Origin of the sequence: Hymenobacter psoromatis (assembly GCF_020012125.1) — a bacterium.
GTDB lineage: Bacteria > Bacteroidota > Bacteroidia > Cytophagales > Hymenobacteraceae > Hymenobacter > Hymenobacter psoromatis.
In genome coordinates this window covers 3,933,428-3,947,497 of the sequence record NZ_JAIFAG010000001.1, presented here as the reverse complement: position 1 = coordinate 3,947,497, position 14,070 = coordinate 3,933,428, and the positions used below count along the sequence as shown (strand labels likewise).

Below are 14,070 nucleotides of genomic sequence, written 5' to 3'. Positions count from 1 at the left end.
AGACTCAAAAGGATTTAACGGATTACGCAAATACGTCGCTGCGCTCCTTTCCTACGTAAACGCAAGTAGGTAGTACCCTACTTGTGCGTTCTAAACCACGTAGGAAAGGAGCGTAGCGACATATCTGCGTAATCCGTTAAATCCTTTTGAGTCTGTGATTTAGCCCCACACTTTAGTGCCTTCGGTGCAATTGCGGCACATCTCAATCTGGTCGCGGCCTTGGAGCAGAGCCTGGCGGAAGCTGTGGTACTTGGAGCCGTGCCAGAGGGCGCGGAAACTCTCATGTTGCCGGTCGCCGAGGCGGTACTCAGCATCTTTGTCGAAGCAGCAGGGCACCACTTTGCCGTCCCAAGTGATGACGCACGAGTGCCACATTTTCCAGCAGCCGTTCACCAGCTTATTCTTGAGACTGAACGTGCCGTTGCCGTTGTTCGCGTAGCGTGAGTAGTAATCGATGGTTGGAATGAGTGGCGAGCCCTGCTGGTAGTCGTAAATCTGGGCGGTTTTAAACCACACATCGTCTACCCCCATCGCCTGGGCCAGCGCTTTGGCATCCTCGATTTGGTGCTCGTTGGGCCGCACTACCAAGAATTGGAAAATAATGCGCGGGGTGCTGCTTTTCAGCTTTTTGCGCCATTTTACTACGTTGCGGGTGCCGGCCAGTACCTTTTCCAGCTTGCCGCCGATGCGGTACTGCTGGTACACTTCCTGGGTGGTGCCATCGAGGGAGATGATAAGGCGGTCCAGACCGCTTTCTACCGTGCGGCGGGCGTTGTCGTCGGTTAGGAAGTGAGCGTTGGTGCTGGTGGCGGTGTAGAGGCCCTTTTTGCTGGCGTATTCCACCAAGTCCAGAAATTGCGGGTGCAGGTAAGGCTCGCCTTGGAAGTAAAAAATGAGATACCAGAGCCGGCTGGCCAGTTCGTCCATTGTCTGCTTAAACAGCTCGGCGGGGAGCATCCCGGTGGGCCGGGTAAAGGAGCGTAGGCCGCTGGGGCACTCGGGGCAGCGCAGATTGCAGCTGGTAGTGGGTTCAAAAGCCAGCGCCACGGGCAGGCCCCACGCGCGGGCCTGGCCCGTGGCCCGGCTGATAATATAGGAAGTAACTACCTGAAAAGCATTGAGCAGGCGGCCGGGCGTGGCTTTGCGGAGCAGAGAAAAACCATCGCGGAGGGTAGAGCGCATAGCATGAAGGTAGGCAGCGCCCCGCGCACTAGCAGAGTTAAAAGGTAGAAGTGCCGGGTTAAAATACGTTGAATCGGCATTTTAACCCGGCACTTCTACCTAAGTAAATCCGTGCGGAAACCGCGCCGGGCTTGCGCGGGCCTGGCCAGCTAGTCTACTTGGCCGCGCTGGCAGGGGTAGGGAGTTGCGCCACGGCCGCGCTGTAAATGCCGGCCTTGCCAAAAGACTGGTTTATCTCGTCCACAGCGGCGCGGCTGCTCAGGCGCTTGGGCTTGGGGTTGAGAATGGTGCCGTCTTCACCCAGCAGCATATAAGTAGGCACTTCCGATAAGCCGTAGGCTTTGGCCACCTCCGAGCGCAGGCCGCCCACGGCGCGCACCTGCACGCCGGGTAGCTTCTTAATGGTAACGAGTTGCCGCCAAGGCACTTCCAGCTCGTCGAGCGCTACGTTTACAAACACGATATTTTTGCCCTCGAAACGCTTCACCAAGTCTTGGGCGTAGGCTAGGTCACGCAGGCACAGGCCGTTGGTCGATTTCCAGAAGTTCAGGTACACCAGTTTGCCTTGGAAGCTGCTCAGCCGCACCGAATCGCCGGTGGCGGATACCAGCCGGAAGTCGGGGGCCTGCGACCCGATAGCGAGCGCCTGATGCTTACCGAAGTCAGTTTCGAGCGCGGGCAGAAAGTGCTTATGCAAATCAAGGGTGCGGTAGTCGGCCAGCATGGCTGCCGACTGCCGCACGTGCCCAAAGCGAAACGACTCCTGAAGAATGCGGCCCAGCGTCAGCAGCTTCATGGTGCCATTGAGGCGCTTGCTGGCCAGCGCGTAGCAGAAGGGATAGAAGTCGGGGTCGGTGCGCAGGTGCTTCTGTTGCGCAGCCATGTGGTGCACGTAATTAAGCAAAAATTCCTGAAACTGCTCGTTACCGATGGCCGACTGGTCGTTCAGTAAGCTAGGGTCGCGCAGGAAATCGTAATATCCGGTCGTCATTGCCATGCGACCTTCGGTGCTTACTACTTGCTCTCGCAAATCAGGAAATGTCAGGCGGTCATTTGCATTAGAATAGGTAATATCAGCCTTGGCATAGTTATAAAAATCGATAGTGAAAGACTGCTTAGCCGCCCGGTCTTCCAAAAAGTTACGCTCATGCTTAATACGGTAGTCCAGAAATGACACAAACGGCGCTTCGTAAAGCTGAATGTTGTCGGGAAGTACCTGAAAACCATCGTTTGACACAAATTGCTCGTCAAATTCAGTTAAGTACGAGTTGGCGTTGGCCATCTGCAAGCGGTGGCGCTGCTCATCGGTCAGGTTGCTACTGTTGCGCAAGCGCGAAGCGAAGCCAGTCGGCACGTCGTTCGGCTTGAATCTGACGGTGCCCGGCAAGTCGTCGGCCTTAAAGCGCACATCCATGTCGGTGCCGGGGTCCAGAAACAAGTCGGCTACAGCATCGCCGTATACAAGGTCCGCTTTGGTTGAGCCGTTTACGGGCACCTTAAGCCGAAACTCGCCCTTTTCATTAATCCGGGCGTAGCTAATTCGCTCATTGGAGTCGAATGGGCTGTCGTGAATTGATACCGCTACCGTATCGGAGGTTGGGCTGCTGACTCGGCCTGTCAGGACGGCAAACCCTGCTGATTGGCTGGCGGCGGTTTGGGCCTGGGTGGTTAGCGCCCCAGCGCAACTTAACCAGCAAGTTAATATATAAGTAAAATTTAATTTCATATCAGGTAGGACAAGGAACAGCTAAATCCAGTAAGCGTAATTAACCTAAAAACTTAACGTGCTTACTTATCTACTTTATCGGTAAAAGTCAATTATTGTACCGAAGATAGGGTACGCTTGTCACTACTTTGGTGCATTACCAAAGCAAAAAAGAATAGTCTCGAAAAATATGATTTCAGCCAAAGATAAAGCCCGGATAATCCTATTATCTGGGCTTTATCTTTTGTCGTTGCCTTCCTTACCCCTCTCAGCTGAATAAGCCTTGCAGCACTTCGTCGAGCCGGCTCACGGCTTGTATGCGCAGCCCGGCGCGGCCCTGGTCGGCCAGGTTTTTACCGTTGAATTGGGAGACGTACATCTCGCGGAAGCCCAATTTTTCGGCTTCGGCCAGGCGCTGGTCGAGGCGGGGCACGGCGCGCATCTCCCCGCTCAGGCCTACTTCAGCGGCCAGGCACACGTCGCCCGGAATCGGCAAATCGTTCAAACTAGATACTACCGCCGCGCACACGGCCGCATCGAGGGCCGGGTCATCGAGCCGCAGGCCACCGGCGATGTTCAGAAATACGTCGTGCTGGCCCAGGCGCAGGCCAGCGCGCTTTTCAAGCACCGCCAGCAGCATTTGCAGGCGCTTGGCGTCGAAGCCAGTGCTGCTGCGCTGCGGCGTGCCGTAGGTGGCAGGCGTCACCAGGGCCTGCACTTCTACTAATAAGGGCCGGTTGCCTTCCAGCGTGGCCCCAATGGCCATGCCGCTCAGGCTCTCGGCGCGCTGCGAAAGCAATATTTCGGACGGGTTGCTGACCTGGCGTAGTCCGCTGCCCTGCATTTCGTAAATACCTAGTTCGGAAGTGCTACCGAAGCGGTTTTTGGTGGTGCGCAGAATGCGGTAGCTCAGGTGGCGGTCGCCCTCAAACTGCAATACCGTATCTACCATGTGCTCCAATATTTTAGGGCCGGCAATGCTGCCGTCCTTCGTAATGTGGCCGATGAGCAGTACCGGCGTGCCGGTTTCCTTGGCGTATTTTAGAAACTCGGCGGTGCACTCGCGCACTTGGCTCACCGAGCCTGCGCCGCTCTCCACCAGCGTCGAGTGCATGGTCTGGATGGAGTCGATGACGAGCAGGTTGGGCTCTACCTGGTCTATTTGGCGGAAAATATTCTGGGTGTTCGTCTCTGTTAAGATGTAGCAACCGGGGTGCTGGCCGTCGGCCAAACGCTCGGCGCGCATTTTTATCTGCGCCTCACTCTCCTCGCCGCTCACGTAAAGAATACGTAGCTTCTTCATCATCAAGGCAATCTGGAGCATGAGTGTGCTCTTGCCAATGCCTGGCTCGCCGCCGATGAGCACAATGGAGCCCGGCACCAGCCCGCCGCCCAACACCCGGTTCAGCTCGCCGTCGGGTGTAATGATGCGCGGCTCTTCCTCGTGCCTGATGTCGGCCAGTGGGCGCGACTTGGCGGCCTTAGCCAAATTGCCGCCGGGCACGGTACTAGCGGGCTTCCACTGCCCGGTGGTGGTAGCGGCAGTCTCCTTCTGCACCACTTCCTCCACGTAGGTATTCCACTCGCCGCACGAGGGGCAGCGCCCAATCCACTTCGCTGACTGTGCCCCACAGTTCTGACAGAAAAAAACCGTTCTTGCCTTGGCCATTTTTTGCTAAAATAATTCGCAAAAATAAGGCTCCAACGGCTAAAAAAGTTGCATTCGCTTGGCCGCTTCCCGCCGCCCTACCCCGCTACCACCGTGCGCCGGATGCCGAGCTTCTTCATGCGAGCCTCCAGGGTTTTAGGGTTAATATCCAGGATGGTGGCCGCACCCTGCGCGCCGCTTACGCGGCCGCCGGTGTGGCGTAGCGCGGCCAGAATATGGTCGCGCTCCTGCTCGCGCAGCGTTTTGAGGGGCACCCCATCGGCCGGGGTGGGGGGGGTAGAGGCCACCTCGGCCAGCGCTGGGGTGGGGCCGGGGGGTAGGGCCAGCAGCGGCGGGCCCGCCGCAAAGCCGCCGAATTCCAGCCATGCACCCTGGCTCACGATGATGGCCTGCTCCAGCACGTGCTCCAGCTCGCGGATGTTGCCGGGCCAGGGGTAGGCGTGCAGGGCGGCCAGGTCGGCGGGGCGAATGGGGCGCGGCGGCCGCGCCAGCCGCTTGCTAAGAGTAGCCAGGTAGTGCTGCACCAAGGGCGCAATATCCTCGGGCCGCTCGCGCAGCGGGGCCAAATGCATCGGAAACACGTTGAGGCGGTAGTAGAGGTCGGCGCGGAAGCGGCCGGCGCGCACCTCGTCTTCGAGCACGCGGTTGGTGGCGGCCAGCACGCGGGCATCGGTGGTGAGCACGCGGTTGCCGCCCAGGCGCTCAAACTCCTTTTCTTGCAGCACGCGCAGCAGCTTGGCTTGCAGGTCGAGGGGTAGCTCACCCACCTCATCCAGGAAAATAGTGCCGCCATCGGCCAGCTCAAACTTGCCGATGCGCCGTTCCACGGCCCCGGTAAACGCGCCCTTTTCGTGCCCAAATAGTTCGCTCTCAATCAGCTGCGCAGGTAGGGCGGCGCAATTGAGTTTGACCAGCGCCCGGCTGTGGCGGGGCGACGCCTGGTGCAGAGCTCGCGCTACTACCTCTTTGCCAGTACCGGTTTCGCCGGTGATAAGCACCGTGGCATCGGTGCCAGCTACCTGCGCGATACGCTGCCGCAGCAGCTGTAAGGCCGGGCTGTTGCCGATAAGACCGTCGGTGGGCCGGTCGGTGTTGATTTCATCAATTAAATAGGTGCGCTCCTGCTCTACCTGCGCCTTTAGCTCCTCTATCTGCTCGAAGGCAAACAGGTTTTCGAGGGCTAGCGTAATCTGCGGCACTAGCGCCTGCACGGTACCTAGGTCGTTGGGGCCGAAGCCGGCCGGCGTGGGCGAGGCCAGCATGAGTACCGCCGCCCCATCGGGCCGCTGCCAGATGGGCACGATGAGCAGGGCCCGCACCTGGTGCGTTTCGTAGATGTAGCGCATGGCCGGGTAGCGCGTGGCCAGTGCCCGAAAGTCGTCGCCCGCGTACAGACCGGGCGTTTGCAGCAGGTCCGCTACCTGGTTGTAGAGCTGCGCTAGTTCGTTGTTGTTGTTATTGAAGCGGTTAGGGTCGAGGGCCAGCAGCGGGGCGCGCAGGTCTTCGTGAGGCCGGGTAAACTCCGCGAAACTCTCGTAGGTGCCTCGCGCCCCGGCTCGCTGCACCCGAATACCAAAGTAATAGAAGGTTACTACCTGCCCTAGCTCCTCGGCAATGGCCCGGAACAGCGGCTCGCGCTGCTTAATACTGAGAAGGGCATTCGTAATATTAAGCTGAAGCGTGCGCTGCTGTTCGCGCCGGGCAATCTCCTCAAAATCAAGCGAGTTGCGGACGGCAATGGCGACCAGCGAGGCTATTTTTTCCAGCAGTGTTTCATCGGCCGGGGTGAAAGCAGGTGGACGGGCGGCGGCCAGCATCAGGTAGCCCGTGAGGTGCCCGTTGAGCCAGAGCGGGGCCAGCGTCAGGTATTGAATACCCTGCTGGCGCAGTTGATTAAGCGCTTCAAAATCAGGATAATCACGGGCATACTCATCTAGGGTGATATATTGCACTCGCGGATTGACGAGTAGCTGCTCAATGGGTGAGCCAGCAATGGGCGTGAAATCCGCGGTGAAATCAGGAATCGGCTCGGGAATAGTGATTAAGTAATTTTTAAAGAACAAGCGTCTGTTAAGCAGGCCTTTATCAAAAACATTAATGCCGATTAAGTCGAAGGGAAAAATGAGCCGGAGTTTATTGGTGATAACCTGGAACAGCACCTCTTTGTCGCGCAACGTAGCGATGGCCTCATTGAGGTGTAGGAGTAGAGTTTCGTCTTGGCCGGAAGTAGGCATGGAGGGTAGGCTTATGTTGCATGAGACCCGAAAGTAGCCATAATGTTTCAGGTATTCCTGTTATATCAGGAAACCCTGTTTTTTAAACTTTGGTTTTTTGGAAACGAGAAGTGGTATTAATTTATAAAAAACCGTGAATGAAGGAGTTATAAATAGTAAACTCCACTATAACCTACTGGCACAACTTTCGGTAAGCAGGCGGCACACTCCTACGCCACTTGGCTTATGTTCTCTAGATATCAACTGGCTAGCTTCGCGGGGCTGACGCTTGCGGGCAGCTTGCTGGCCCGGCCCGCGCTGGCCCAGGCTCAGCCCGGCTTACCCGCTGCCAACCAGCCCATTGGGTTGCTTAGCGATTCGCTTAGCCTCGGTGGCACAGTGCAAGCGGTGCTCGACGCTAATCCGGGCGTGGCTAACCTTACCGAGCTGGCTAACGCCGCTTCCAGTCGCCTGACCCAGACGCAGGCTGGCTTCCTACCCCTGATTACGGGCTCGGCAGCTTATACGAACCTCACGCCGGTGTCGCACCTAGCCCTTGGAGGCGGGCCGGAACTAAGATTTGCACCCAGCAACCTCTTTGATGCTCACATCACGGCGCAGTATGAGCTGCTGGATTTCGGCAAGCGCGGTGCCAGTACTGACTTGTCGCGCTCGCAGGTGCAGACGGCCCAGGACAACGTTATTGTGGCGCGCCGCGACCTGGCGTTTAATGCAGCGCAGACGTATTATAATATTCTCTTTATGCGGGCCAGCATTCAGGTGCAGGACCAGCAGATAGCTTCGCTGCAAGTGCACCGCAACGAGATGGAGAAGCGGGTAGAGGCGGGCGTCAGCACGAAGTTCGATGTGACGACTACTGACGTGCGTATCACTCAAGCCCAGAGTACCAAGCTCGACCTACAAAACCAGCTCCTCAACCAGCAGGTGCAGCTGGCGCGGCTGCTACACAAGCCGCAACAGACCGACGTACCGGTAAAAGGTCGCCTCACCTATGAGCCGCAACCCGTAGACCTAACCGCCGAGCTGGCTAAAGCCGCCGAAAACAGGCCCGAGGTGAAGCTCAGCAAGGATGCTGAAAATACTGCCGAACTGCAAGCCAAGCTCATTACTCGCAGCAACATGCCTAGCTTGGGCGTGGGCGCGCAGGTGGGGGGTAAGAACGGCTATATTCTGCCTACCGGGACGATAAATGACATTCGGTTCAATACCTTGGCGCAGGCTCAGTTGTCGGTGCCCATCTACGACGGTAACCGCAACCGCAAGCAGCGCGTGGAGGCCGCCGCCAACTACCGCGCCGCCCAGGCCCGCACGGCCGACACGCAGGAACAGATTCGGTCCGATGTTCGCCAAGCCGTTAATAACATGCAGTTCAGCCAGGCCCGCTACGACAATGCCGAGCAGCAGGTAGCCCAGGCCACCGACGCCCTCACCCGCGCCGAGGGCCGCTACCGCTATGGCGTAGGCCAGAACCTGGACGTGCTCGATGCGGAAACCCAACTTTCCCTGGCCCGCCTGGCCCGCGCCCAGGCTATCTACAACTACACTTTGGGCCAGTATCAGTTGCGCCGCGCCACCGGCGAGCAGATTTGGCAATGATAGTAACTGAGTAGGTGAGTAACTGAGTAAGGTGCGCTGATTTAAAAATGCCGCTTTGCTCGTCGTATTCTCGCTTTTAAACTTACTCATTTACGCACCTACTCAGTTACTATAATGACCCTCTCGACCATCTTGTGTCCGCTGGATTTTTCGGCCGCTTCGGGAGCGCTGGTAGCGTATGCCGCGGCGCTGGCCGTGGGCACCGGAGCCGAGCTGCGCCTGCTCTACGTGCAGGAGCCGGCCACCCCGGCCCTGGCCGGCGTGGAGGCTGAGTTGTATGCGCACCGCGCCGCCGCCGAGGCGGCCGGAGCCAGCCGGGTGTTCGTGCACACACTGCACGGTGAGGCCGGGCCGGCCATCATTGCCGAAGCCCGCCGCCAGCACGCCGATATCATCGTGATTGGAGCCCACGGCCAGACTGGCCTCAGCCGCTTCCTAATGGGTAACACGGCCGAAGTGGTCGTGCGGACCGCGCCCTGCCCCACGCTGCTCGTGCGCGAATAGCTTTTTAATAAGCTGATAAGTGTAAGCTTTTCGCTTTGTAGGTATTTCTCCAACAATTCGTCTTTTATTTCTCTTTACCAAAAGCTATCAGCTTTTAAAAAAATGGCTACTGACTCCACTCTCCAAGACGCCCCTCCGACCGCCGTGGCCGAGCCGCTCGAACCCGCTAAGAAGCGCAACCCGCTGGTACTTATCATAATAGCCCTGGTGCTGCTAGCCGCCGCTTTCTATGGCTTCCGCCGCTACGAATTTGCCAAAGTTCACGAAAGCACCGACGATGCCCAGGTAGAGGGCGATGTGTACCCAATAATACCCCGCGTGTCGGGCCCGGTGCTGAAGGTGTTCGTGACGGACAACCAGACGGTGAAAAAGGGCGATACGCTCGTCACCATCGATAAGTCGGACTACCAGCAGCGCGTCAATGCTGCCCATGCCGCCCTGCTAGCTGCCCAGGCCCAGGTAACGGCCGCCCGCGCTCAGGTAGGCACGGCTCAGGCCAACGTGCGCACTGCCCAAACCACCATCGGCGTGAGCGAGGCCAACCGCGTCAAGCTCCGGCAGGACCTGGCCCGCAGCGTGAAGCTGCGCAAGGATGACATCATTCCGCAGAGCGATTACGACGCCGTGCAGGCTAACTTGAGCGCTACTAACGCCCAGCGCAGCACCGCCAACGACATGGTAACGGTGGCTCGCGAGCAGGTAACCGCCGCTCAGCAGCAGATAGTAGTGGCCCAAGCCGTGGTAAAGCAGCGCCAGTCTGACCTCGACAACACCAATCTCCAGCTCAGCTACACGACCCTGCTGGCCCCAGCCAACGGCTACGTGAGCAAGAAAAACGTGCAGCCCGGCCAGGTAGTATCGCCCGGCCAGCAATTAATGGGCCTGGTGAGTAGCGGCAAAACCTGGGTTATCGCCAACTTCAAGGAAACTCAGCTCGAAAACATGAAGGTGGGCCAGACGGCCAAGCTGGAAATAGACGCCTACCCCAACGAGGATTTTGAGGGTCACATCGAGTCGCTGTCGGCGGCAACCGGTGCGCGCTTCGCGCTCCTACCCCCTGACAATTCGACTGGTAATTTTGTGAAGGTGACTCAGCGCGTGCCCGTCAAAATCGTGCTAAATAAGGAAGACCCCGAGCATCCCCTGCGCACCGGCATGAGCGTCAACGCCATCGTTTCGGTGAAATAGCAAAACGGTGATTTAGCACTAACCTGCTAGATCACCGTTTTGCTCAGTTACCAATTTATTGTTTCAATATTACTGCCTACCAGGAATTAGTTTAACTTATTGAAACGTCATGCTGAGCTTGCCGGTGCATCTCGCTCGCATCGTTAAACGATTGATTTAGTGCTGCGAATGAGATGCTTCAGCAAGCTCAGCATGACGTTCTTTTATTAATGCAAGATAATTTTCGCGACCTACTTATTAAACTGGTTTCGCGGCGCGCTTTCATCCTGCAGGCGCACTGTTAAACTACTTCACTAAATCACTATTTCACTAAATCACCGATGGAAACCGGATTTAGAAAATGGATTATCGTTGTCACGGTGGTCCTGTGCTGTTTGCTGGAGCTGATTGATACCAGCATTGTGAACGTAGCCCTGACCCAGATGATGGGCAACCTCTCGGCCACGCAGCAAGAAGTGAGCTGGGTAGTGGCTAGTTATGCCATTGCCAACGTGATTGTGATTCCGATGACCGGCTTTTTGGGCGAGCAGTTCGGGCGCAAGAACTACTTCCTGTTTTCGGTCATCCTCTTCACCCTCTCCTCAATGGCCTGCGGGCAAAGCACCAACCTCTGGGAACTGGTCGCGTTCCGCTTTATTCAGGGCGTTGGGGGCGGAGCCCTGATGGCTACCTCACAGTCTATTCTGATAGATACCTTTCCGCCGCGGCAGCTGGCGCTGGGGCAGGCGCTGTTTGGCATGGGCGTAATTATCGGGCCCACCATCGGCCCTACGCTGGGCGGCTTCATTGTGGATAACTACGACTGGCCCTGGATTTTCTACGTCAACGTGCCGGTAGGTATTATGGCGGCCATCTTCACCATCCTGTTCATTCGCGACCCTGAACGCATCAAAAATGCCGTGAAGCGGCCGTTGGGCCAGATTGACTGGACGGGCATCGGCCTGCTAATAATGGGCGTGGGCTCGCTGCAATACGTGCTGGAGCAGGGCGAAACCAACGACTGGTTTGACGACAAAATCATTGTTCTATTCACCACGCTGTCGGTTGTTGGCATTATCGGGTTCGTTATCCGCGAACTGACGGCGAGCCAGCCTATTGTGGATTTGCGCGTCATTACCAAAAGCCGCAACCTAGCGGTAGGCGCGTTTCTTTCCTTTGTGCTAGGCTTCGGGCTCTTCGCTTCAGTGTTTGTGTTCCCGATTTTCACCCAGCGCATTCTGGGCTTCACGGCCGAGCAAACGGGCCTGATTTTGCTGCCGGGCGCGCTGATGGCCGGCTTCATGATGCCGGTTATCGGGCGGCTGGTAGGCGCGGGCGTGCCCATTAAAATATTGTTGCCGATGGGCTTTATTATCTTCTTCTTCTTCACCTTTTGGATGGGCGCGCGCATTTCGCCCACGGCTGGCGAAGGCGACTTCTTCTGGCCGCTCATCGTGCGTGGTGTTGGGCTGGGTCTCATCTTCCTGCCCATCACGATTATGAGCCTGGCGGGCTTGCAGGGCAAGGATGCCGGCCAGGCCGCCGGCCTCACCGGCATGATTCGCCAGCTCGGCGGCTCGTTTGGAGTAGCCATCGTGGGCACTTATCTGGAACGTAGCATTGACTACAACCGCGTGGCGCTGCTGCCCAACATCTCGCTCTATAACACGCAGACCGTGCAGCGCATCCAAGCCTTCACGCAGAACTTCATGGCCCAGGGCTTCCCCGCCGAGCAGGCCCGGCAGCAAGCCTACGCGGCTCTCGAAGGCACCCTCATGAAGCAGGTATCGCTGATTACCTACTCGCAGATTTTCAACGCGCTAGGTATCTTCTTCCTGATATGCGTACCGCTCATCCTCTTTGTGAAACGCACTAAAATTGCCGGCAAAGTGGACATGAACGCCGCCCACTAGCGGTAAGAAAGTAAATGAGTAGGTGAGTAAAGTAGGGGTAAGGCGCAAATAAAGCCTACCCCCACTTTACTCACCTACTCATTTACTGTCCTACTGATACTGAATGTAGAGCGGCTTGGGGTTTAGCTCAGACAGCACCTCTTTGGGGGTCATTAGGTGCGAGCCTTTGGGCTTGATGTCGTACTCATAGAAGAGCTTGAAGCCGGTGTACTGTACGGGCTGCTTCTCCACGTAGGCTTTATAGGAGTCCTTTTTGAGGGTAGGGTCACCCCAGCCGTCCATGTCCATCACGACCTGCACGCGCGGGTCGAGCTTGATATTTTTGTAGTTGGTGAGCATCCCTTGGGTGAAGCGGTGGACCATCAGAATCTTGGGCGGCAGGTGATTCTCGCTCACGATGCGGGCCAGAAAATTGATGGCGTAGTTCACGTCCTTGGCATCGTAGGTGCCGATTTTCTTGCCGGGGCGCGCCTTTTTGGTTGCCATCGCAAACTCGGGGTCAATGCCAAGGTGAATGGTCGGGTCCTTCATATACTCGGCCAGCTTGGGTAGCTCGTGCTCCAGGTCGCTGAGGCCTACCTGCACGTCCATAAACAGCAGGGCATTATGCTCTCTGGCCCAGCTGCGGGTTTCCTCAATCGTGCTTTTAGAGTTCATGAGGCGGTATTTGCCATCGGAACCCGCCGCGCCCTGCGCCGTGATGGTGACGCTGTGAATAGCCGGCATCACGGGTAGTGAGGGGTCGGCGGCCTGCCACTCAGCGATTACTTTATCAAACTTGCGAAACATCTGAGCCTTGGGCTCGCGGCCCAGAATACCCATGCCCTTCGAGCGAATGTTGCCATAGAACGCTACGATGCGGTGCCCCGGCAGAATGGCTCCCGGCAACTGCCCCGTTTTACGAGCGATGCTGTCGGCCCGCAGCGAGTCGCGCTGCAACGCTAGGCGCTTGAGCTTCACGGTATCAACGGGGGTAGGCTTGTTGGCAGTAAGAGTATCAGCCTGGCTGCCAGTAGATTCTCCTTGGCCCGACCGGTTGCAGGCCGCAAGGCCCAGGCTGGCCAGTAGCCCGAGGCCCAGCGCCCCGCGCCAAGCCGAATAAAAACGTAAACGCACTAGCAGAAGAAAAAAATGAATGCGCAAGTTACGGTGCAGGTAACGGCAGGCAAGGGGTGCCCCACACCCAAGCATCACCTTTAGCAGGTCGGTGCGCCGTGGTTCGGGCAATATCTTGCGTTTCTTTAGCCCTACCCCCTTAGTGCCCCGCAACCGCCTCATTACTGCCCTGCGCGCGCTGGCCGCGCTGGCCCGCACGCCCGCCCTGCTCACCGAAGTGCTGGCCGCCGACGTGCCCGCCTGGCGCGCCCGCGCCCTGGCCCACGCCGCCCGCTGGCCCGGCCTGGGCGGGGCCGGCCTGCCGCTGGTGCCGTTCGCGCACTTCGTGCCGGCTAGCGCGCCGGCCGCCAGCCGCACCGTCGCGCCGTTTGCCTTCGGCGATGGTGGCTCGCTACCCACCGATTTATTACTCTTGCGGGCCTTGGCCCGGCAAACTCCCGGCTGCCGCTACTTCGAAATTGGCACCTGGCGCGGCGAAAGCGCGGCCAACGTGGCCGCCGAAGCCGCCGCCGTGCATACCCTCAACCTGAGCGCCGCCGAGATGCGCGCTCTGCACTTGTCTGAGCGCTACATCAGCTTGCATGGTCACTTTTCGCGCCCGCTGCCCAACGTGACGCATCTGCACGGCAACTCCGCTACCTTCGACCTGGCCGCGCTCCGAGCCGACGCCGGGCCGTTCGACCTCATTTTCATTGACGGCGACCACCGCTACGAGGCCGTGCGCCGTGATACGGCCCGCGTGTTTGCGCACTTGGCAGGCCCCGCCACCACTGTGGTGTGGCACGATGCCAGCCGCCAGCCCGGCCAGCCGCGCTGGGAAGTGCTGGCCGGGCTCCTCGACGGCCTGCCGCCCACTTTGCTCGGCCAGCTAGTGCAGGTCGGCAACACGCTCTGCGCCCTGTATTCACCCTTACCCCTACCTACGCAGCCCGCCGACCCGCTGGCCGACCCTAGGCAGTTTGAGGTCTTGGTATCGAGCTAGAA

General features: G+C 58.2%; 10 protein-coding genes. 5 read left to right on the top strand and 5 right to left on the bottom strand.

What is annotated here, in order from left to right; all coding sequences use genetic code 11:
* Positions 1–159: 159 nt before the first annotated feature.
* The 4 genes from LC531_RS16950 to LC531_RS16935 all read right to left on the bottom strand — a co-directional run bounded on the left by LC531_RS16950 (position 160) and on the right by LC531_RS16935 (position 6,790).
* On the bottom strand, positions 160–1,182 hold the full coding sequence (locus tag LC531_RS16950) for an SPASM domain-containing protein (protein ID WP_223652363.1): 1,023 nt from the start codon (positions 1,180–1,182) through the stop codon (positions 160–162).
* A gap of 154 nt (positions 1,183–1,336) precedes the next feature.
* Positions 1,337–2,908 (bottom strand): peroxiredoxin family protein, encoded by a 1,572-nt coding sequence (locus LC531_RS16945; protein ID WP_223652361.1) that lies wholly within the window; start codon positions 2,906–2,908, stop codon positions 1,337–1,339.
* Positions 2,909–3,155: 247 nt separating this feature from the next.
* The gene (gene radA / locus LC531_RS16940; protein ID WP_223652359.1) at positions 3,156–4,556 is read right to left on the bottom strand and encodes a DNA repair protein RadA; all 1,401 of its coding nucleotides are present in this window, start codon (positions 4,554–4,556) and stop codon (positions 3,156–3,158) included.
* A gap of 77 nt (positions 4,557–4,633) precedes the next feature.
* Entirely contained in the window at positions 4,634–6,790 is a 2,157-nt protein-coding gene (locus LC531_RS16935; protein WP_223652357.1) for a sigma-54-dependent Fis family transcriptional regulator, read from the bottom strand.
* Between the two features lie 225 nt (positions 6,791–7,015).
* Here LC531_RS16935 and LC531_RS16930 point away from each other — a divergent pair, with 225 nt between their 5' ends.
* From LC531_RS16930 to LC531_RS16915, 4 genes are all read left to right on the top strand, one after another.
* On the top strand, positions 7,016–8,386 hold the full coding sequence (locus LC531_RS16930; protein WP_223652355.1) for a TolC family protein: 1,371 nt from the start codon (positions 7,016–7,018) through the stop codon (positions 8,384–8,386).
* A 114-nt stretch (positions 8,387–8,500) separates the two neighbouring features.
* The gene (locus LC531_RS16925; protein WP_223652353.1) at positions 8,501–8,890 is read left to right on the top strand and encodes a universal stress protein; all 390 of its coding nucleotides are present in this window, start codon (positions 8,501–8,503) and stop codon (positions 8,888–8,890) included.
* Between the two features lie 102 nt (positions 8,891–8,992).
* Positions 8,993–10,078 carry an HlyD family secretion protein gene (locus tag LC531_RS16920; RefSeq protein WP_223652351.1) on the top strand — a complete coding sequence of 362 codons (1,086 nt, stop codon included), beginning with the start codon at positions 8,993–8,995 and terminating at the stop codon, positions 10,076–10,078.
* Positions 10,079–10,398: 320 nt separating this feature from the next.
* Positions 10,399–11,970, top strand: coding sequence for a DHA2 family efflux MFS transporter permease subunit (locus tag LC531_RS16915; RefSeq protein ID WP_223652349.1), 1,572 nt, complete (start codon positions 10,399–10,401; stop codon positions 11,968–11,970).
* 90 nt (positions 11,971–12,060) lie between these two features.
* Here LC531_RS16915 and LC531_RS16910 read toward each other — a convergent pair whose 3' ends face one another.
* Entirely contained in the window at positions 12,061–13,086 is a 1,026-nt protein-coding gene (locus LC531_RS16910; RefSeq protein ID WP_223652347.1) for a hypothetical protein, read from the bottom strand.
* A gap of 142 nt (positions 13,087–13,228) precedes the next feature.
* Here LC531_RS16910 and LC531_RS16905 point away from each other — a divergent pair, with 142 nt between their 5' ends.
* On the top strand, positions 13,229–14,068 hold the full coding sequence (locus tag LC531_RS16905) for a class I SAM-dependent methyltransferase (RefSeq protein ID WP_223652345.1): 840 nt from the start codon (positions 13,229–13,231) through the stop codon (positions 14,066–14,068).
* Positions 14,069–14,070: the final 2 nt, after the last annotated feature.